This is a genomic window from Azospirillum sp. B2RO_4 (assembly GCF_051124815.1).
In the GTDB taxonomy this organism is placed as follows: Bacteria; Pseudomonadota; Alphaproteobacteria; order Azospirillales; family Azospirillaceae; genus Azospirillum.
This window is the reverse complement of sequence record NZ_CP118486.1, coordinates 501380-520708: the sequence shown is the minus strand read 5'-3', so window position 1 is coordinate 520708 and position 19329 is coordinate 501380. Positions and strand designations below refer to the sequence as shown.

At 67.0% G+C, this 19329-nt stretch carries 16 protein-coding genes and 1 pseudogene; 11 read left to right on the top strand and 6 right to left on the bottom strand.

Annotation, left to right across the window (positions count from 1 at the left end):
• Positions 1–59: 59 nt before the first annotated feature.
• Together PWS46_RS16395 and PWS46_RS16390 are read left to right on the top strand one after the other, a co-directional pair.
• Entirely contained in the window at positions 60–560 is a 501-nt protein-coding gene (locus PWS46_RS16395) for an Lrp/AsnC family transcriptional regulator (RefSeq protein ID WP_434620306.1), read from the top strand.
• 77 nt (positions 561–637) lie between these two features.
• Positions 638–1622: pseudogene (locus tag PWS46_RS16390) on the top strand (IS3 family transposase).
• An 87-nt stretch (positions 1623–1709) separates the two neighbouring features.
• Here the strand turns inward: PWS46_RS16390 and PWS46_RS16385 are convergent.
• Both PWS46_RS16385 and PWS46_RS16380 read right to left on the bottom strand, forming a co-directional pair.
• On the bottom strand, positions 1710–2222 hold the full coding sequence (locus PWS46_RS16385) for a hypothetical protein (protein WP_434620303.1): 513 nt from the start codon (positions 2220–2222) through the stop codon (positions 1710–1712).
• A 170-nt stretch (positions 2223–2392) separates the two neighbouring features.
• A complete protein-coding gene (locus PWS46_RS16380) occupies positions 2393–4531 on the bottom strand; it encodes a 3-hydroxyacyl-CoA dehydrogenase NAD-binding domain-containing protein (protein ID WP_434620300.1) in 2139 nt (712 codons plus the stop codon).
• Between the two features lie 224 nt (positions 4532–4755).
• Between PWS46_RS16380 and PWS46_RS16375 the strand changes: the two genes are divergently transcribed.
• A complete protein-coding gene (locus PWS46_RS16375) occupies positions 4756–5541 on the top strand; it encodes an SDR family oxidoreductase (protein ID WP_434620297.1) in 786 nt (261 codons plus the stop codon).
• Positions 5542–5572: 31 nt separating this feature from the next.
• Positions 5573–5854, top strand: coding sequence for a GNAT family N-acetyltransferase (locus tag PWS46_RS16370; RefSeq protein WP_434620294.1), 282 nt, complete (start codon positions 5573–5575; stop codon positions 5852–5854).
• Here the strand turns inward: PWS46_RS16370 and PWS46_RS16365 are convergent.
• From PWS46_RS16365 to PWS46_RS16355, 3 genes are all read right to left on the bottom strand, one after another.
• Entirely contained in the window at positions 5851–6531 is a 681-nt protein-coding gene (locus PWS46_RS16365; RefSeq protein WP_434620291.1) for a cupin domain-containing protein, read from the bottom strand. The genes PWS46_RS16370 and PWS46_RS16365 overlap by 4 nt on opposite strands.
• On the bottom strand, positions 6528–7127 hold the full coding sequence (locus PWS46_RS16360; protein WP_434620288.1) for a sigma-70 family RNA polymerase sigma factor: 600 nt from the start codon (positions 7125–7127) through the stop codon (positions 6528–6530). The genes PWS46_RS16365 and PWS46_RS16360 overlap by 4 nt, the downstream gene beginning before the upstream one ends.
• Positions 7128–7229: 102 nt before the next feature.
• Positions 7230–8477 carry an MFS transporter gene (locus PWS46_RS16355; protein WP_434620285.1) on the bottom strand — a complete coding sequence of 416 codons (1248 nt, stop codon included), beginning with the start codon at positions 8475–8477 and terminating at the stop codon, positions 7230–7232.
• 275 nt (positions 8478–8752) lie between these two features.
• Between PWS46_RS16355 and PWS46_RS16350 the strand changes: the two genes are divergently transcribed.
• From PWS46_RS16350 to PWS46_RS16335, 4 genes are all read left to right on the top strand, one after another.
• Positions 8753–9568 (top strand): enoyl-CoA hydratase/isomerase family protein, encoded by an 816-nt coding sequence (locus PWS46_RS16350; RefSeq protein ID WP_434620282.1) that lies wholly within the window; start codon positions 8753–8755, stop codon positions 9566–9568.
• Positions 9569–9616: 48 nt separating this feature from the next.
• On the top strand, positions 9617–10798 hold the full coding sequence (locus PWS46_RS16345; RefSeq protein WP_434620279.1) for an acetyl-CoA C-acyltransferase family protein: 1182 nt from the start codon (positions 9617–9619) through the stop codon (positions 10796–10798).
• Between the two features lie 247 nt (positions 10799–11045).
• Positions 11046–12146 carry a quaternary amine ABC transporter ATP-binding protein gene (locus PWS46_RS16340; protein WP_434620276.1) on the top strand — a complete coding sequence of 367 codons (1101 nt, stop codon included), beginning with the start codon at positions 11046–11048 and terminating at the stop codon, positions 12144–12146.
• Positions 12139–13062, top strand: coding sequence for an ABC transporter permease (locus PWS46_RS16335; protein ID WP_434620273.1), 924 nt, complete (start codon positions 12139–12141; stop codon positions 13060–13062). Before PWS46_RS16340 ends, PWS46_RS16335 begins: the two co-directional genes overlap by 8 nt.
• A 2-nt stretch (positions 13063–13064) precedes the next feature.
• On the opposite strand, the gene betI is transcribed toward PWS46_RS16335, so the two are convergent.
• Positions 13065–13640, bottom strand: coding sequence for a transcriptional regulator BetI (gene betI, locus PWS46_RS16330; RefSeq protein ID WP_434620270.1), 576 nt, complete (start codon positions 13638–13640; stop codon positions 13065–13067).
• A 152-nt stretch (positions 13641–13792) separates the two neighbouring features.
• Here betI and PWS46_RS16325 point away from each other — a divergent pair, with 152 nt between their 5' ends.
• The 3 genes from PWS46_RS16325 to PWS46_RS16315 all read left to right on the top strand — a co-directional run bounded on the left by PWS46_RS16325 (position 13793) and on the right by PWS46_RS16315 (position 19325).
• Positions 13793–14767, top strand: coding sequence for a choline ABC transporter substrate-binding protein (locus tag PWS46_RS16325; protein WP_434620267.1), 975 nt, complete (start codon positions 13793–13795; stop codon positions 14765–14767).
• 226 nt (positions 14768–14993) lie between these two features.
• Positions 14994–17702 (top strand): ATP-binding protein, encoded by a 2709-nt coding sequence (locus PWS46_RS16320; RefSeq protein WP_434620264.1) that lies wholly within the window; start codon positions 14994–14996, stop codon positions 17700–17702.
• Complete coding sequence (locus PWS46_RS16315) at positions 17703–19325, top strand: ABC transporter substrate-binding protein (RefSeq protein WP_434620261.1); 1623 nt, start codon at positions 17703–17705, stop codon at positions 19323–19325.
• The last annotated feature ends 4 nt before the right edge of the window (positions 19326–19329 follow it).

Genomic DNA, 19329 nt, shown 5'->3' with positions numbered 1-19329 from the left:
CCTGCCGTTCTTCGCTTCGGTTCCAAGCCAAGCCGTCAAGAATACAACAGGGAGTCATCATGATGAACACGCTGACGCTCGACCGAACGGACATCAAGATCCTCAACGAGTTGCAGAAGGACGCAAATCTGACGAATGTCGAGCTTGCCGGCAGAATCAACCTGTCTCCCTCGCCCTGCCTTACGCGGGTGAAGAAGCTGGAGCAGACCGGCATCATTGATCGACGGGTCACCCTTCTGAATCCAAAGGCGATGGGTCTGGAAATCAATGCCTATATCCTAGTCAAGCTCGACAAACAGCCACAATCGGCACTGGAGAATTTCCGGGATGCCGTCGAGAGGATTCCCGAGGTGATGGAATGCAATTGGATGACAGGCGATTGCGATTTCCTGCTGCGCGTGGTGGTGAGGGACATCGATGAACTCGAACGACTGATAGCAAGAAAACTGTCAAAAATCGAATTTGTTTCCACCATCAAATCTAATTTGGTCTTAAAACAGATAACCTATAAAACAGAACTACCCATCAGTACATCCCAGGCGATAGTCGTCCGGTATTGACATGTACCCTTTCACTGGACTTGTCCGGAGAAAGTGGAGAGCCTCCATCTATGGTCTGAGGGACCAGGATGTTTGGCATGGGTGACGGGCATCGGCGTAAGCTGGCGGAAGACTTCAAGCGGGAAGCTGTTCGGCTTATCGCAACGAGCGGCCGGACGGTCGGGGACGTGGCGGCTGATTTGGGGATCGGCAAATCGACACTGACGCGATGGAGGTCGCTGTATCAGGAAGCGGAGCTTCTGTCCGGTCCACAAGACGATGTGCAAAAGGAATTGTTCCGCCTGCGTCGTGAGAACGAGGTTTTACGCCAGGACCGTGACTTGTTAAAAAAGGCAGCCGCTTTCTTTGCGAAGGAGACAAGTCGATGAGATTTCAGCATCATCGATGCAGAGGAAGCGGTTGCTCCGGTCTCCCGGCTTTGCCAGATCTTGGGTGTGAACGTCAGCGGTTACCACAGACAGCCAGCATGGCGGCTTGGTGGCGCCAAACCTGCTCGATCAGGACTTTTCCGCTCCGGCGCCGAACCGAAAATGGGGAACCGACATTTCCTACGTCTGGACCGCTGAAGGCTGGCTTTATCTGGCCATCGTGCTGGATCTGCACTCCCGCCGGATCGTGGGAGGGCCACCAGTGACCGGATCACCAAGGAGTTGGCGATCACGGCGTTGAAGCGGGCCATTACCGTTCGGCAGCCACCTCCTGGTCTGATTCATCATTCGGATCGTGGAAGCCAATACTGTTCAGCTGATTATCAGGAGGTGTTACAGAAGAACGGAATGTTGGTTTCGATGAGCGGGCGCGGGAACCGCTACGATAACGCGATGGTGGAGACTGTCTTCAAGACCTTGAAGTCAGAACTGGTATGGCGGACGATCTTTACTTCGCGGCGGCAGGCTCAAATCGCCATTAGCCGCTACATCGACGGCTTCTATAATCCAATCCGGCGACGCTCCTCACTCGGCTTCCAAAGCCCCCCCTGTGTCTTTGAGATCGCTGCGTAGGATCGACACACTGGCTCTCCACTTTCTCCGGGCAAGTCCAGTTTTAGGGCTTCAAACATAAAAAGCCCCGGCGGGACGGGTCCGGCCGGGGCGAAAAGGCAGTTGAGACGACGACGACTGCGGAAAGAATGCGGTTACGGCAGGGCGGTCACGACGCGTGGCGCAGGGGGGCGGAACCGGGGGAGTTCGGCCGTTTCTGCACCGTGGTCGTGGCGGGGAAGGGCAGAACCGACGGGCGGCCGTCGGACACCCGCAGGGCATCCGCGGGCTCCCGCCCGTTCAACAGCCACTGATAGGCAGCGGCGATGGCGACCCGGTCGCGGCCGTCGGCGGACAGCACGCGCAGGCCGGCTGCGGCTTCCCCGGTCGTGCCGCTGCGGCGAACCGCATCGCACAGCGCATGGCCGAGCCGGAGATCCGACACCAGAACCGCGCTGATCCCGGCCTGGACGACGACCGAGGCCAAGGCTCCCAGGTGGGAGGACGGCAGGGGGGAAAAGCCGACCTCCCGCAGATCCAGGAACAGGCGACGGCCGGCACCGCTGCCGGGAAGCGCATTGCGCAACGTCCCGAGCCAGACGGAAGGAGGTGCGTCACGAAGGCCGCTGCAGGCGACGGCGTGGAGACCCCAGTCGGTGGCTGCGACGGTGATGTCCTTCATGCTCTTCCCCTTCGGTGAAGCCCGGTTTCCTCGTGCAGGTCGGCTCCGTCATGCTGCCGGCTGGGGGGCCGGACGAACGCGGCGGAGCGTCCCTGTCCGAAGAGTATAGGGGAGATTCCTAACAATCAGTAACGGAAACTAGTTTCCGGATTGAAATCCGCATTCCGGTTTCAGCATCCGATCGGCCTTCCCTCCGCCGCGCATTGCAGCAGCAAAGCGGAGGGGCGCCATTGCGGGCCGCCGATGTCGCGGTGGTAACGCTGGATCGCCTCGGCGATCCTGCCAACCCCCTCCTGATTGGCCCAGAACAGCAGACCGCCGCGCCAGGACGGAAAACCGTAGCCGTGCAGCCAGATGGCGTCGATGTCCACCGGCCGGGCGGCGATGCCTTCCTCCAGGATTTTGGCCGCCTCGTTCACCATCACGTAGAGGCAGCGTTCGCGGACCTCCTCGTCGCTGACGGTGCGCGGGGTGATGCCGCGGCGGCGGCGGTCTTCCTCGATCACCGCCGCCACTTCCGGATCGGGGATGGGCTTGCGGCTGCCGGGTTCGTATCGGTAGACGCCGGCCGAGGTCTTCTGGCCGTAACGGCCGCGCTCGGCCAGCGTGTCGAGCCAGTTGGGCGCCTGCGCCTCCGGATCGCCGGACTTGCGCCGTTCCTCGCGGATGCGCCAGCCGACATCGATGCCGGCAAGGTCGGTCATCGAGAAATGGCCGAGCGGGAAGCCGAATTCCGTCAGCACGCGGTCGACCTGCTCCGGGCTGGCCCCTTCCTCGACCAGCGCCATCGATTCCCGGCCGCGCTGGTGCAGGATGCGGTTGCCGACGAAGCCGTAGCAGACGCCGACCGCCACGCCGACCTTGCCGATCCGGCGCGCCAGCCCCATCACGGTCGCCAGGACGCTGTCGGCGGTCTTGGCACCGCGCACCACCTCCAGCAGCCTCATGACGTTGGCCGGGCTGAAGAAATGCATACCCAGCACGTCCTGCGGCCGGCCGGTCGCGGCGGCGATGGCGTCGACATCCAGCGTCGAGGTGTTGGTGGCGAGGATCGCGCCCGGTTTGCAGGTCTCGTCCAGCTTGCGGAAGATCGCCCGCTTGACCTCCATGCTCTCGAACGCCGCCTCCACCACCAGATCGGCGTCGGCGAGATCGGCGTAGGACAGGGTCGGGTGGATCAGCGCCATGCGCTCCTCCACCTGCGCCGCGGTCAGCCGGCCCTTGCGGGCGGTGGCTTCGTAGTTGCGGCGGATGGCGGCGACGCCGCGGTCGAGCCCCTCCTGCGCGGTATCGACCAGCACCGCCGGAATGCCGGCATTGGCGAAGCACATGGCGATGCCACCGCCCATCGTGCCGGCGCCGATCACCCCGACCTTGCGGATGTCGCGCGTCGGCGTGTCGGCCGGCAGGCCGGGGACCTTCGCCACCTCGCGCTCCGCGAAGAAGGCGTGGATCAGGCCGGCGCGCTGCGGCGACTCCATGCAGGCGAGGAACAGCTCCCGCTCGCGCGCCGTGCCCTCGGCGAAGGGCAGGGTGACGGCGGCCTCCACCGCGTCGACGATGCGGTGCGGGGAGAACAGGTGCGGCTGGCGCTTGGCGAGTTCGGCCCGCTTCGCCGCGAACAGGGCGGGGTCGGTGCCGGCGATGCGGTCGGTGCGGGCGCTGACCGGCCGCGGGACGCTCCCGCCTGCCAGCAGCCGTTCGGCGGCGCGCAGGCCGGCCTCCAGCGGCGAGGTGCCGTCCTCCACCGCATCGACGAGGCCGAGCGCCAGCGCCTCCTCCGCGCCGACCGGGTCGCCGAACAGGATCATGTCCAGCGCCTTGGCGGCGCCCACCAGCCGCGGCAGCCGTTGCGTGCCGCCGGCGCCGGGCAGCAGGCCCAGCTTGACCTCCGGCAGGCCGAGCTTGGCCGATTTCAGCGCGACGCGGCCATGGCAGGCCAGCGCCACCTCCAGCCCGCCGCCCAGCGCCGTGCCGTGGATGGCGGCAATCACCGGCTTGGACGCGGCATCCAGGCGCGCCACCACCTCCGGCAGGGTCGGCGGGGCGGAAGGCTTGCCGAACTCCCGGATGTCGGCGCCGGCCATGAAGGTGCGGCCGGCGCAGACGATCACCAGCGCGTCCGCCCCGTCATCGGCCAGCCCGGCGTCGAGTGCGGCGACCAGGCCGCTGCGCACGCCATGGCCGACGGCGTTGACCGGCGGGTAATCGACGGTGATGACGCCGATGCGCCTCCAATCTCCTCCATTTGGACGCGCATACTGGACGGGATTGGACGGAACCGCTTCAGTCTGGGCCGGCGACGGCATCGGCACTCTCCGAAAAACCATGGGGTCCGGGCCGATCCGATGACAGACGGCATCATGGATGGTGGCCCGCTGACCGTCAGTCTAGCAGACGATCCGCTCAGCGCAAGTTTTCGGAATATAGTTTCAATATACGGAATTAACGGTCGGCGACGTGGCGGCGGGAACCGATCGGTGCGGGCAAAGGTTGGGGTTCGCGTCGAAGCTTGCAGCCGGAGTTTGGGGTTATGGATTTGACGGGGAAGGTCGCGCTGGTCACCGGTGCGGGATCGGGCATCGGCAGGGCGTCGGCGGTGCGCTTCGCCCAGGCCGGCGCCAGCGTCGGCGTGCTGAGCCACACCGCCGACGAGATCACCAAGGCCGCCGAGGAGATCAAGGCGGCCGGCGGCAAGGCGCTGGCCCTGACCGCGGATGTCGGCGACGATGCGGCAATGCGCCAAGCCATCGAGCAGTTGGTGGGCGAGTTCGGGCGGCTCGACATCGTCTTCGCCAATGCCGGCATCAACGGCGTCTGGGCGCCCATCGAAGAGCTGACGCCGGAGGAATGGGACCGCACCATCAACACCAACCTGCGCGGCGCCTATCTGACGCTGCATCATTCGGTTCCGCATCTGAAGAAGGCGGGCGGCGGGTCGGTGATCGTCACCGCGTCGATCAACGGCACGCGGGTGTTCAGCAACACCGGCGCCACCGCCTACTCCTGCACCAAGGCGGCCCAGCTCGCCATGGTGAAGATGCTGGCGCTGGAACTGGCGCCGAGCCGCATCCGCGTCAACGCCATCTGTCCCGGCATCATCGACACGGAAATTCCCGACAACACCCAGAAACGGAACCTCGAGTCGGTGCAGACCCCGATCGAATATCCGCAGGGCAAGGTGCCCTTGACGGGCGGAAAGTCCGGCGACAGCTTCGACGTGGCGGATCTCGCGCTGTTCCTGGCGTCGGACCGCGCCAGGCACATCACCGGCACGCCGGTCTGGATCGACGGGGCGGAATCCCTAATGGTCGGCTGACGATCCGCAATCACCAAAGGCGAAAACGATCATGAGCTTGCAGGACAAGGTGCGGAACAACGAAGACCGCAGTCGATACGAGCTGACGGTGGCGGACTCCACCGCTTTCGTCACCTACGACATGCGCGAGGGCAAGATCGCCCTGACCCACACCGAAGTGCCGGGCGAAATGTCGGGCCAGGGTGTGGGGTCGGCGCTGGCCAAGGGCGCGCTGGACGACATCCGGGCAAAGGGGCTGAAGGTGCTGCCGATCTGCACCTTCATCGAGGCCTACATCAAGCGCCACCCGGACTATCAGGACCTCGTCGGCTAAGCAGGGTTTCCGGCCTCGTCGAGGAAGATCAGCTCGCCGTCCAGCAGGAAGAGGCAGATGCAGTCTTCCTCGCTGTCGCCGGTCGCGTGATGGTTGGTGTCGGCGACGTATTGGGCGACATCGCCGACGGCGTAGCGTCCATATTCGTCGGCGAACGCCCCTTGCAGCACCAGAAGCAACTCGTCGGCGGTGTGGCGGTGGGCGGGGACTGGGGCGCCCGACGCCATGCGCAGCAGGCAGATCGTCGTCCCGGATAGGGTGCGTTCCCAGCCCGACAGCCAGACCCCCTTGGCGATCTCCCGCCAGGTTCCGTCGTCGGTCGGCGTGTCGATCGCCTCCGGCAACCAGCTGCGCAGCGGCTCCGGCACCGGGCGCCCGCCCAAGGAGCCGGCGGCGGGCGGCTTCGGCGGCTTCGCCTCCGCCGGTGCGTGAGCGGCGGTGAGCAGGCCGTCCATCCGGTCGAGCAGGGCGTCCAGCCCGCCCAGTCCATCATGATCGTCGCAGGGAAGCTCCTCGAACCAGCTGCCGCACAAGGCTTCATAGGAGGCGACACGCCGGCGGCAGTCCGGACAATAGGCGAGGTGTGTCGCCACCAGCAGCGACTTGCCGGCCCGCTCCTGCCCGCTGGCATAGCCGATCAGGAACCGGTCATCGGGATGGTGGAGAGGCAACGTCACGCCTTGTCCCCCAAGCTGCGTTTCAGATGGCCGAGCGCGAGGCGGAGCCGGGTCTTCACCGTGCCCAAGGGCAACTCGGTGTCTTCGGCGATCTCCTCGTGGGTCTGCTCAAGGAAGTACGAACGGCGTAACACTTCGGATTGGTTTGCCGCCAGCGAATCGATCGCGTCCTGGAGATGCCGGCTGCTCTGGACCAGTTGGGCGGACTCCTCCGGCGTGGCGTGGGATTGCGGGGTCATCGCCGGATCCTCCAAGTCGGGGGCCGGGCGCATCTCCTTGCGCAGGCGGTCGATGCGGCGGTTGCGGGCGATGGTGAAGACCCAGGTGCCGACGGTGGCCTGGGTGGGATCGAAGCTGTCGGCCTTCATCCAGACCGTCAGCATCACGTCCTGCACCAGCTCCTCCGCCGTGCTGCGGTCGGCGCCGAGCTTCAGGCAATATTGCAGGATCTTCGGGGCGAAGTGGCGGAACAGCGACGCGAACGCCTTGCGGTCGCGATCGCGCGCCACCGCACCGACCAGCAGTCCGAGCCGGTCGGCATCCGGACTCTGCGACGTCCGATCCCGGTCCGGATCCCGATCCGACGGCCCGGGCAAGGAAGGCTCCCGCGAAAACGGCATGCAATCACCAACAACCAACCAGCATTCCACCGCCGGGCAGCTTATCCCGAACTCGTTAACGGAGGCCTGTGTAAATCGTCAGGGCTCCGCCGATGTTTTCAGCGCGCTCATGGGATCGAGCGGAGAAACGGTGGGGGTCGTCTGCGGCAGCGGACGGAAGGCGGCCTGCTCCTCGGCCGGCAGCGGCGGACGGACGCGTGATCGCCACAGGCCATAGACGGTGGCGCACAGCGCGCCGCCGCCGATGAAGGCGAACAGGCCGGTCGGCCCCGTGACGGTCATCAGGGTCGATGCCAACGGCGGCCCGATGATGGCGCCGACCGAGTTGGACAGGATCAGGCCGCCGCTGGCCGACACCATGTCTTCGCGGCGCACATAGTCGTTGGTGTGGGCGGCGCAGATCGGATAGATCGTGAAGGACAGGCCGCCGAACAGCGGCGCCACCAGCATCAGCGCCAGCTGCTGGTTCATTCCGGCGGCGGCGATCATGCAGACGCTGACCAGAGACAGCGCCGCCGTCAGGCCGATGATGACGCTGCGCCGGTCGAAGCGGTCGGACAGCCGGCCGAGCGGCCATTGCAGCGCCATGCCGCCGAGGATCAGCACCGACATGAACAGCGCCGTGCCCGACACCCCGAAGTCGGAGGCGGCGCCGAACACCGGGGCGAGGCCGTAGATCGATCCGGTGATCGCCCCGCTGATGAAGACGCCTGCCACCCCCAGCGGCGAGCTTTGATAGAGCCGCCGGATGCCGAAGGACGAGACGTCCGGCAACTGCGGCGGGGTGGTCCGCGTCAGCGCCACCGGCACCAGCGCCAGCGTCAGCAGGATCGACACGATCATGAACAGCCGGATGCCGGTCTCGTCATCCAGCCGCAGCAACTGCTGGCCGACGCCCGAGGCCCCGTACAGCGTCACCATGTAGGCCGACAGCAGCTGCCCGCGGCTCTCATTCGTGGCGGTGCCGTTCAGCCAGCTTTCGATGCACATGTAGAGTCCCGCCATGCAGAACCCCTGCGTCAGGCGCAGCACCGCCCATAGCGACGCGTCGACGAACAGCGCATGCGACAGCGTCGCGACCGAAACGACCGAGGCGAAGGCGGAGAAGGAGCGGATATGGCCGACGCGGGTGATGAGCCGGTGGGCGAAGAGCGACCCCAGGGTCAGCCCGGCATAATAGGCGGCGGTGATCATTCCGACCGCGGTGGTCCCGGAATCGGTCGCCGCGAGGCGAAGACCGATCAGGGTCGACAGGGCACCGTTCCCCAGCATCAGAAAGGCCACGCCCAGCAGAAGCGAGGCGACCGAACGCACAACCATAGGCATGCCGTATCTCCGCCGCCGTCAGCCTGTCATGGCCGGTAAGCCGGTCAGGTTCCGATGATGCATGGCGGGGACTCCGATCCTTTGTTGACGGGCGGCAGCTTGCACTGTCCGGGGTCCAACAGCCAAGCCATGGATTCGCTCCGCCGCTGCAGACCAGCACTTCGACGGCCGAGCCTTACCATTGGGACAACCGAACCGTTGACAGAACATACCGTACGGTAACATACCTTCCATCAGGTAATGCCCGTTCCGCCGACATCAGGGGAGACGCCACCATGTCCGATACGGCCCCACCGGTTCTCCTCGTCCGCGAAGGGGCCGTGTCCTGGATCCGGCTGAACCGGCCGGGCGTGCTGAACGCGCTGGACGAGCCGACCGCCGCCGCCTTCCTCGATGCCTGCCGCAGCGTGGCGGAAGAAAGGGCGGATGAGGGAGGGACGGGGCCGACGCGGGTTCTGGTGATCGCCGGCAACGGGCGCGGCTTCATGGCCGGCGGCGATGTCGGCCGCTTCAACGACGATCCCGCCGCGGCTCCCGCCGTGGCCGGCGCCATCATCGCCCATCTGCACGAGGCGCTGCGCGTCCTCGACCGGCTGGACGTGCCGGTCCTGGCCTCCGTCCATGGCCCGGTGGCGGGGGCGGGGATGAGCCTCGCCAGCGCCGCCGACCTCTGCATCGCCGCCGACGACGCCAAGTTCACCATGGCCTATGCCCGCATCGGCGCCACGCCGGACGGCTCGGGCAGCTTCCACCTGCCGCGCCTGGTCGGGCTGCGCCGCGCCATGGAGCTGGCGATGCTGTCCGACGTGATCGACGCCGCGGAGGCGCTGCGGATCGGGCTGGTCAACCGGGTGGTGCCCGCCGCGTCGCTGGCCGGGGAAACCACGAAGCTGGCGGAGCGGCTCGCCGCCGGGCCGACCGTCGCCTATGCCGGCGTCCGCCACCTGATGCGCCAATCCTTCGACCGGACGCTGGACCAGCAACTGGACGCCGAGCGCGACCGCTTCCTCGCCACCGCTGCCACCGACGACTTCCGCGAGGGCGTCGGCGCCTTCATCGCCAAGCGCCGGCCGGATTTCACCGGTCGTTGAACCAATCGCCCGCCAACCGTCATTTCCGTCCGAGAAGTGGACCAGATCATGCAAAACGACATCGTCATCGTCGGCACCGCCCGCACCGCCATCGGCGGTTTCGGCGGCAGCCTGAAGGATGTGCCGCTGACCCGTCTCGCCACCGTGGCGGTCAAGGCGGCGCTGGAACGTTCCGGCGCGGAGGCCGACGCCATCGGGCATGTGGTGATGGGCAACGTCATCCCGACCGAGACCAACGACGCCTATCTCAGCCGCGTCGCCGCCATCGATGCCGGCATTCCGATCGGCACCCCGGCCTTCAACGTCAACCGGCTTTGCGGCTCCGGCCTGCAGGCCATCGTGTCGGCGGCGCAGTCCATCGCGCTCGGCGACTGCGAGGTCGCCATCGGCGGCGGCGCGGAATCGATGAGCCGCGGCCCCTATTTCGTGCCGAGCGCCCGCTGGGGCACCCGGCTGGGCGACGGGGCGCTGGTCGATTACATGAACGGCATCCTGCACGACCCCTGGCAGAAGATTCACATGGGCGTGACGGCGGAGAACGTCGCCGCCCGCTACGGCATCGACCGCGAGGCGCAGGACGCCCTGGCCTTGGAAAGCCAGCGCCGCGCCGCCCACGCCATCGCCGAGGGCCGTTTCAAGGACCAGATCGTCCCGGTGGAGATCGCGTCCCGCAAGGGCACAATCGTCTTCGACACCGACGAGCATGTGCGCGGCGACGTTACCCCGGAAGGGCTGGCGAAGATGAAGCCGGTCTTCAAGAAGGACGGGTCGGTGACCGCCGGCAACGCCTCCGGCCTGAATGACGGCGCCGCCGCGGTGGTGCTGGCCGACGCCCGCCGTGCCGCGGCGCTGGGGCTGAAGCCGCTGGCCCGCCTCGTCGGCTATGCCCATGCCGGCGTCGAGCCCGATCACATGGGCATCGGCCCGATCCCGGCGACCCGCAAGGTGCTGGAGCGCACCGGCCTGTCGGTTGCCGACCTCGACGTGATCGAATCCAACGAGGCCTTCGCAGCGCAAGCCTGCGCCGTGATCCGCGAACTGGACTTCGACCCGGCCAAGGTGAACCCCAACGGGTCCGGCATCTCGCTCGGCCATCCGGTGGGGGCGACCGGCGCCATCATCACGGTGAAGGCGATCCACGAACTGCACCGCACTGGCGGCCGCTATGCTTTGGTGACCATGTGCATCGGCGGCGGCCAGGGCATCGCCGCCATCTTCGAGCGGGTTTGAGGTCAACAGAATCCCCCTCTCCCCCTCGGGGAGAGGGGGATTCCCCCTGCGCCGGAAGATATGCGTCCCATTTTTCATTGAACGACCAATCAAAATAAAACCATCGTCTCTCCGCGGCCAATTGCGCAACGGCATCGTCAAAATGCAGCTTTCGTGAACGCAGCTATCGACCGCGCCCCTCGTCTCGGGGCAATCTACGGCCCGATTGCTTGTCACCCTGGTCTGTTGCGTTCCGGAAGCCTTGCCCATGACGATGATCCTGTCCACGCCCACCGGCTCGTCTTCGACGGGCGCCGCACCGGTGCGTCTGGCGGTTCGCGGCCTGCGCAAGGTCTTCGCCGACGATCCGCGTCCGGCGCTGGAGATGCTGCGCAGCGGCGCGACCAAGGCGGAGGTGCTGCAACGGCTGAACGTCAATGTCGGCGTGGCCGAGGCCAGCTTCGACATCCGGGCCGGCGAGATCTTCGTCATCATGGGCCTGTCGGGATCGGGCAAATCGACCATCGTCCGGCTGCTGAACCGGCTGATCGAACCGTCGGAGGGGGAAATCCGGCTTGACGGCCGCGACCTGACCGGCCTGTCCTATTCCGCGCTGGTCGAGGTGCTGCGGCGGGACATGAGCATGGTGTTCCAGTCCTTCGCCCTGCTGCCCAACCGCACCGCGCTGGAGAACGCCGCCTTCGGGCTGGAGGTCGCCGGGGTGAAGCGGAGGGAGCGCCGCAAGGCGGCGCTGGCGGCGCTGGAGCGGGTCGGGCTGGCGGACTATGCCGACCGCTATCCGAACGAGCTGTCGGGGGGCATGCAGCAGCGGGTCGGGCTGGCCCGCGCGCTGGCCAAGAACCCGACGATCATGCTGATGGACGAGGCATTCTCGGCGCTCGACCCGCTGATCCGCAGCGACATGCAGGACGAGCTTCTGCGGCTCCAGCGTCAGGATGCCCGCACCATCGTCTTCATCTCCCACGATGCGGAGGAGGCGATGCGCATCGCCGACCGCATCGCGGTGATGGAGGACGGGCGGATCGCCCAGATCGGCACCCCGGCGGAGATTCTGCGCGCGCCGGCCGACGACTATGTCCGCGCCTTCTTCCGCGGCGTCGATGCATCGCGCATTCTGCGCGCCCGCGACATCGCCCGGCCACCCGATGACGGCCCGCCGCAGCCCGGGCTTGAGCCGGTGGCCGCCGATACGCCGATCCATGCGCTGCTCGGCCGGGTCGCCGCGGCGCCCGGTCCGCTGCCGGTCGTCGAGGCGGATGGCCGGCTCATCGGCGTGATCTCCCGCGCGGTGCTGCTGGAGGCGCTCGACCGTGGCGGGGATGCCGGGCGCGAGGTGCGCCATGGCTGACGCCTCGCCGATCGACGTCGAATGGCTGAGCGAGACCATCGGCGGCGGCATCGCCCGCGGCTCCGAATGGCTGGTGAACATGATCCTCGACCACGGGCAGCCGGCGCTGTCGGTCATCGCCGCGGCGGTCGACGGGCTGGGCGAGACGCTGGACGGGCTGCTGCTGGGGGTGCCGCCCTGGCTGCTGGCGCTGGTGCTGGCGGCCATCGCCCTGTGGCGGGTCGGGCGCGGCTTTGCCCTGTTCACCCTGCTGGCGCTGGGCGGCATCTTCGTGATGGGGCTGTGGGAGCCGACGGTCTCCACCCTCGGGCTGGTGCTGGCCTCCACCGCGCTCAGCCTGATGGGCGGGGTGCCGCTGGGCATCTGGATGGCGCGCAGCAAGCTCGCCGACGGGTTGGGCAAGACCCTGCTCGACCTGATGCAGACGATGCCGGCCTTCGTCTATCTGATCCCGGCCGTGCTGTTCTTCGGGTTGGGCCGGGTGCCGGGCATCATCGCCACCGTGGTCTTCGCCATGCCGCCGGCGGTGCGGCTGACCGCGCTCGGCATCCGGCAGGTTCCGGTGGAACTGGTGGAGGCCGGCCGCGCCTTCGGCTGCCGTCAACACCAGCTCTTGTTCAAGATACAGTTGCCCAACGCCCTGCCGTCGATCATGGCCGGGGTGAACCAGACCATGATGATGGCGCTGTCGATGATCGTCGTCGCCTCGATGATCGGCGCCGGCGGCCTGGGCAACGTGGTGCTGCAGGGCATCCAGCGCCTGGACATCGGCCTTGGCGTGCAGAGCGGGCTGAGCGTGGTGTTCCTGGCCGTCGTGCTCGACCGCATCACCCAGAGCTTCGGCCGGGGATTTGGCCGGGGATTTGGCCGACCGGCTGCCGCCGGAAAGGCCAGGCGGCGCTGGTGGCGGCGGTGAGATCAGGCGTTCAGTTCGGAATCGAGGTAGCCCAGCGCCACGGCGCGGGCGGCGCTGCCGTCGATGGCGCCGGTCAGGGCAAAGCGCAGCCACAGCCCGTCGATCATCGCGGCCAAGCCGACCGCCACCCGCTCCGCCCGTTCCGGCGGCAGCAGCGGGCGCAGGGCGTGCAGCAGGTTGGAATGCAGGCGGCGGGCGTTGATCCGCTGCAGCCGCGACAGCGCCGGGTTGTGCGGCGCCTGGGCCCAGAAGCCCAGCCATGCCGCGACCACCCGCGGTTCGAACTGGTCGGGGGCGAAGTTGCAGTCGACGATCGCCTCCAGCCGGGCGCGCGGCGATTTGGCGGCCGCCAGCCGCTGGGTGGCGTCGTCGCGAAGCTGTTGCAGCATGCTGCGCATGGTGGCGGCCAGCAACTCGTCCTTGCCGCCGAAATAATGGTGGATGATGCCGGGCGACACGCCGGCCCCGCGGCTGATCGTCTGCACCGTGGTATCGGCCAGGCCATGCTTGCCCATCGAGGCGATGGTCGCGTCGATCAACTGGCGGCGGCGGATCGGTTCCATTCCGACTTTGGGCATGGGGCTGGCGGTCTCCTGTGCTTGTCCGCCAAGGCCGTCCGCAACCGGGACCTTGGCTTGCGACGCAACAAATGCGCCATTTTCACCGCTCCGTCGATGACGAAAACGGCAGATGCCGCGGACTGGAACAACAAGAACGAGGAGTTGAGCACATGAACGGATGGATGGCTCCGGCCAAGTGGATTGCCGGCGTTGGCATCGCGGCGGTGATGGCGCTGGGTGCCGGCGGGGCGCTGGCTGCCGATCCCGCCGCCTGCAAGACGGTGCGCTTCGGCGACGTCGGCTGGACCGACATCGCGGCGACGACGGCGCTCGCCTCCGTCACGCTGGACGCGCTGGGCTACAAGCCGACCACCACGATGACGTCGGTGCCGCTGGTCTATACCGGGCTGAAGACCAAGTCGCTGGACGTCTTCCTCGGCAACTGGATGCCGACGATGGAGCCCTTCATCAAGCCGGTTCTGGAGGACGGCTCGGTCGAGGTGACGCGCGTCAATCTGGAAGGCGCCAAATACACGCTGGCGGTGCCGAAATACGCGGCCGAGGCCGGACTGAAGAGCTTCGCCGACATCGCGAAGTTCAAGGACAAGCTGGGCGGCAAGATCTATGGCATCGAGGCCGGCAACGACGGCAACCTCATCATCGACAAGATGCTGAAGGCCGACGCCTTCGGCCTGAAGGACTTCAAGCTGGTGGAATCCAGCGAGGCCGGCATGCTGGCCGAGGTGAAGCGGGCCACCCGCAGCAAGGGCTGGGTGGTCTTCCTGGGCTGGGAACCGCACCCGATGAACAAGAGTTTCGAGCTGACCTATCTGGAAGGCGGCGACGACTGGTTCGGCCCCAACCTGGGCGGCGCCACCGTCAGCACCAATGTCCGCAAGGGCTATGCCGCCGATTGCCCGAACGTGGGCAAGCTGCTGTCCAACCTGTCCTTCACGCTCGACATGGAAAACGCCGTGATGGGCGACATCATGAACGACAACAAGAAGCCGGAGGCCGCCGCCAAGGCCTGGCTGAAGAAGAACCCCGAGGTGCTGAAGGGCTGGCTCGACGGCGTCACCACCGTCGACGGCAAGGACGGGCTGGCGGCCGTGCAGGCCAAGCTGGGCGTGGCCGGCAAGCCCTGATCCGGAGGCGGGCAGGGGCGGGGCAATCCGTCGCCCCTGTCCGCCTTCCTCCTTTTCTACTTGAAGCATTAACCCTTTGCCCCCGAACATTGCTCTGCTAAGGCCCATTAGGTCCTGAATGCGGAGCGTTCGTGGCGGCTCGCCGATCACCCATTGCCCGATCCCTGCCCCTGTCCCGGCGGCCCGTCCGGGCAGCCTGCGCGCGTAACGGCGCGGCGGGGCGCGGATGAGGATTCGGTCGCGCATCGCCATGGTCGGCGGCGTGCCGGTGGCGGTCGCCGCGGTGATCGCGGTGGCCGGCGGGCTGCTGCTGGCCCGCAGCGAGCGGGTCTATGAATCGGCGGTGCTCGCCGGCTCCGTCTATCGCGACGTTCTGGCGGCGACGGCGGCCCGCATCGACTATCTCCAGGTGGCGCCGGCCGACCGCGCCGGCCGTGCCGACCGCTTTGAAACGCTGTCGCTGTCGGCGGCGTCCGAACTGCGGCAGTTGGACGAGGCCGGATCGGCCAGGACCCACCGGCCGGAGGTGGAGCGCGCGACCGGTGTGCTGGCGCGCTATGTCGACCAGATGCGCAGCTTCATCCAGGTGACCGCCGCGAACGACGCCGCCGTGGCCGACATGGGGCTCCACTCCGCCACCCTGATGGCTTTGACCGACCGCGCCCGCGAACGGCAGCATGCCGCCAACGTCGACTCCCTGGGATCGCTGACGGAAGCCGACAAGCGTCTGCGCGACAGCCGCGAAGTGGTGGACGGTGCCCATGAGCTGCGCGAGGCGATGCTGGATCTCCAGCGCGCCGAGGCCCAGCATGTCGCGGCGCTCGGCTTCGGCAGCGGCCTGCATGGCGGCGGGCAACCCCTGACCGCCGGCGATTTCCGCATCGCCATCGACCGGCTGACGGCGACGGCCGACCGGCTGCAGGCGGTGCTGGGGCGGACGGACCCGCTGGTCGACCGCTATCCGGCGAAACAGGCCGCCGCCCGCTACGCGGCCACCGTCGCCGGGCTGCAGGGCGCCGTCGCGGATCTGCGCGCGGCCGATGCGGAGCGCGATGCGGCGCTGAACCGGTTCGAGGCGGCGGCACAGGCGGCGGCGGGGCGCGCGGACGCCAATGCCGATGACGGGGCCGATGACGGGGCCGATTCCGGACATCACGCCAGCCTGGGCGAGCGGATGCTGGGGGAACAGGTCCTCCGCACGCTGCCGGTGGTACGGGCGCTGGTCCTGACCGGGACGCTCGGCCGTCAGCCCGACGTGACCTACCTGTCCTCTCTGCTGCCGACGCTGCGCCCGGCGCTCGACGGGTTGTATCGGGCGCAGGCCCGCACCGCCGACGCCCAGCGGGCCCTGGAGTCGGCCCAGCGTGCCGGCGCGGAGGCGGCTGCGGCCATCGAGGCGCTGACCGCCCGGATCCTGATGGTGAAGTCCACCGGCTACACCGCCATCCAGGACGAGGTTGTCCAGCTGATCGCCTATGCCATCCAGGCCAACGACACCGAACAGGAAACGCAGAACGTCGCCGTCGTCGCCCTGCGCCTCGGCCGGCGGGCGGCCGACGCCGTGGCCGTGCGCGACGCGGAGGAGGCCGACAGCATCGTCGCCGATGCAGGCACCCTGCTGGCGACGGTGCGCGAGCTTCCCATGTCGCCGCTGCTGCAGGACGAAGTGCTGGCGGCCATCCGCAATTGGCGCGACAGCCTGCGCCGAACCGCGGACGGGCTGCGCCACCTGAACCAGCTGCTGATCGCCATGGACCGCGACGCCGGCGCCCTGGTCGAGACCGCCCGGCAACTGGACGAGACCTTCCGCGAGGAAGCCGCGCGTATCGGCGAGTTGCTGAGCCGCATCCTGGTCATCGGCGCGACCATCGGCCTGCTGCTGGCCGCCGGTGCCGCGGCGGTGGTGGCGCGGTCGATCAGCCGGCCGGTTCTGCGCCTCCAGCGGCAGATGACCCGGCTGGCCGAGGACCCGCTGGCCGGTCCGATCGACGGCACCCGCCGTCAGGACGAATTCGGCGCCATGGCGCGCGCCGCCGCCTTCTTCATCCGCGAGATCGGCCTGCGCGAACAGGCGGCCCGCCATGCGAAGGACCGCGCCGACCGCGCCCTGGAGGAGCTGCGCCGGACCCAGGCCGACCTGATCCAGGCGGAGAAGATGGCGTCGCTGGGCGGGCTGGTCGCGGGGGTGGCGCACGAGATCAACACGCCGCTCGGCAATGCCCTGATGGGGGCGACCCATCTCCAGGACCGTCTGGCGGAGATCGGGCAACTGGCCGGCGCGGGCAACCTGCGCCGAAGCGAGTTCGCCGAATTCCAGGAAACATCGGAAGAGCTGGCCCGGCTGATGGTGCTGAACCTGCGTCAGGCCGGCGAACTGGTGCAGAGCTTCAAGCAGGTGGCGGCCGATCAGACCAGCGGCGAAGAGCGGCAATTCCTGCTGAAGCCCTATCTGGAGGATCTGGCGACCAGCCTCAGCCCGTCCTGGCGCCGGGCGGGGCACAGCTTGCGGGTGGAGTGCCCCGAAGAGATCGAGATCGACGGCTTTCCCGGCGTTCTGGCGCAGATCTTGACCAACCTCGTGATGAACTCCATCACCCACGCCTACCGGGAGGGGCAGCAGGGCCGTCTGCTGATCCGGGTCGATGCACCGGAACCGGACATGGTGGATCTGGTCTACACCGACGACGGCCGAGGGATCGCCCAGCCCGATCTGTCGCGGGTGTTCGATCCGTTTTTCACCACCAGACGTGGAAGCGGCAGCACCGGTCTCGGGCTTCACATTGTGTACAACCTCGTGGTGAACCGTTTGGGTGGCAGGATTGCCGTCGACAGTCCTCCCGGCAGCGGTGTGCGCTTCACCATTCGCTTTCCACGGCGATTTGCTACTGATAACATATCCTTGACGCCCGCAATATCATCCCCGCAGGAGCAGTGAATGCCTTTGCCGCTGAAGACGTCGATGCGAAGTCTTGCGAAGGGGGCTGCTGTTCTGATCGGGCTTGCCGGGCTGTCGGGCCCCGCGCTGGCCGACAAGTCGCTGGTCTACTGCACGGAAGGAAACCCGCAGGGCTTCAACGCGCAAGTGTCGACCTCGGGCACGACCGTGAACGCGACGACGCCGCTGTTCAACAATCTGGTCGAGTTCGGTCCGGCCGGTCAGATCATGAATTCCGGCCTGGCCGAATCCTACGGGATTTCGGACGACGGGCTGGTCTATGAATTCCGTCTGCGCCGGAATGTCTCCTTCCATTCCAACGAGTTGTTCACGCCGAGCCGGCCGCTCAATGCCGATGACGTGCTGTTCACGATCAACCGTCAATGGCAGGCCGACCATCCCTATCACGCCGTCGGAACGGCGAATTATGAATACTTCAGGGGCATGGGGCTGCCGGATCTGCTGAAATCGGTGGAGAAGCTGGACGAATACACGGTCCGCATCACCCTGACCCATTCGGAGGCTCCCTTCCTGGCCGATCTGGCCATGCCGTTCCTGTCGATCCAGTCCGCCGAATACGCCGATGTCCTGATGAAGGCCGGCAAGCAGGATCTGTTCGACGACAAGCCCATCGGCACCGGGCCGTTCCGGCTGGTGTCCTATCACAAGGATGTGGCGATCCGTTACAAGGCTTTCGACGGCTATTGGCGGGGACGCCAGCCGCTGGACAACCTGATCTATTCGATCACGCCGAACATTGCGGTGCGCCTGAACAAGCTGCGGTCCGGCGAATGCCATGTGATGATCTTCCCCAATCCGGCCGAATTGGGGGCGATAGAAAAAGATCCGAATCTGGTGATCGAGCAGCAGGACGGCCGCAACGTCGCCTATATGGCGTTCAACACCAGCAAGCCGCCGCTGAACGACGTGCGGGTGCGGCGGGCCATCACCATGGCGATCGACAAGCGCACCCTGGTCGATGCGGTCTATCAGAATGGGGGAACGCCGGCGAAGAACCCGATTCCGCCCGGCATGTGGTCCTACGACGACGGCATCGTGGACTATCCGTTCGACCCGGCAGCGGCCCGCCGCCTGCTGGCCGAGGCGGGATATCCCGAAGGCTTCTCGCTCGATCTGTGGTACACGCCGGTCACGCGCCCCTATCTGCCGAACGGCAAGCGCGCCGCCGAGATGATCCGCGAGAATCTGGAACGCGTCGGGATCAAGGTCGCCTTGTATACGGACAGTTGGAGCAACTATCGCCGTCAGGTGACGCAGGGCGATCCGGACATGGTGATTTACGGCTGGACCGGCGACAACGGCGATCCGGACAACTTCCTCTATTTCCTGCTGAGCTGCGGTGCCGTGCGTCCGGGCGGCGCCAACCTCGCCAGATGGTGCAATCCGGATTTCGAAGACCGGATCACCAAGGCCAAGGTCACCACCGACGTCGAACGCCGCACCGCCTATTACAAGGAAGCGCAACGAATCTTCCATGAGGAAGCCCCGTGGTTTCCCATCGCGAATTCCATCATTGCCGTCGCCCATCGCAAAGAGGTGAAGAACTACACCAACAACATCTTCAATCAGGATTTCTCCGGCGTAGACATCGAGCCCCAGTGAGCGA

Coding starts and splice junctions, on each gene's coding strand:
- PWS46_RS16395 (WP_434620306.1), top strand. CDS start 60: ATGATGAACACGCTGACGCTCGACCGAACGGACATCAAGATCCTCAAC.
- PWS46_RS16385 (WP_434620303.1), bottom strand. CDS start 2,222: ATGAAGGACATCACCGTCGCAGCCACCGACTGGGGTCTCCACGCCGTC.
- PWS46_RS16380 (WP_434620300.1), bottom strand. CDS start 4,531: ATGCCGTCGCCGGCCCAGACTGAAGCGGTTCCGTCCAATCCCGTCCAG.
- PWS46_RS16375 (WP_434620297.1), top strand. CDS start 4,756: ATGGATTTGACGGGGAAGGTCGCGCTGGTCACCGGTGCGGGATCGGGC.
- PWS46_RS16370 (WP_434620294.1), top strand. CDS start 5,573: ATGAGCTTGCAGGACAAGGTGCGGAACAACGAAGACCGCAGTCGATAC.
- PWS46_RS16355 (WP_434620285.1), bottom strand. CDS start 8,477: ATGCCTATGGTTGTGCGTTCGGTCGCCTCGCTTCTGCTGGGCGTGGCC.
- PWS46_RS16350 (WP_434620282.1), top strand. CDS start 8,753: ATGTCCGATACGGCCCCACCGGTTCTCCTCGTCCGCGAAGGGGCCGTG.
- PWS46_RS16345 (WP_434620279.1), top strand. CDS start 9,617: ATGCAAAACGACATCGTCATCGTCGGCACCGCCCGCACCGCCATCGGC.
- PWS46_RS16340 (WP_434620276.1), top strand. CDS start 11,046: ATGACGATGATCCTGTCCACGCCCACCGGCTCGTCTTCGACGGGCGCC.
- PWS46_RS16335 (WP_434620273.1), top strand. CDS start 12,139: ATGGCTGACGCCTCGCCGATCGACGTCGAATGGCTGAGCGAGACCATC.
- betI (WP_434620270.1), bottom strand. CDS start 13,640: ATGCCCAAAGTCGGAATGGAACCGATCCGCCGCCGCCAGTTGATCGAC.
- PWS46_RS16325 (WP_434620267.1), top strand. CDS start 13,793: ATGAACGGATGGATGGCTCCGGCCAAGTGGATTGCCGGCGTTGGCATC.
- PWS46_RS16320 (WP_434620264.1), top strand. CDS start 14,994: ATGAGGATTCGGTCGCGCATCGCCATGGTCGGCGGCGTGCCGGTGGCG.
- PWS46_RS16315 (WP_434620261.1), top strand. CDS start 17,703: ATGCCTTTGCCGCTGAAGACGTCGATGCGAAGTCTTGCGAAGGGGGCT.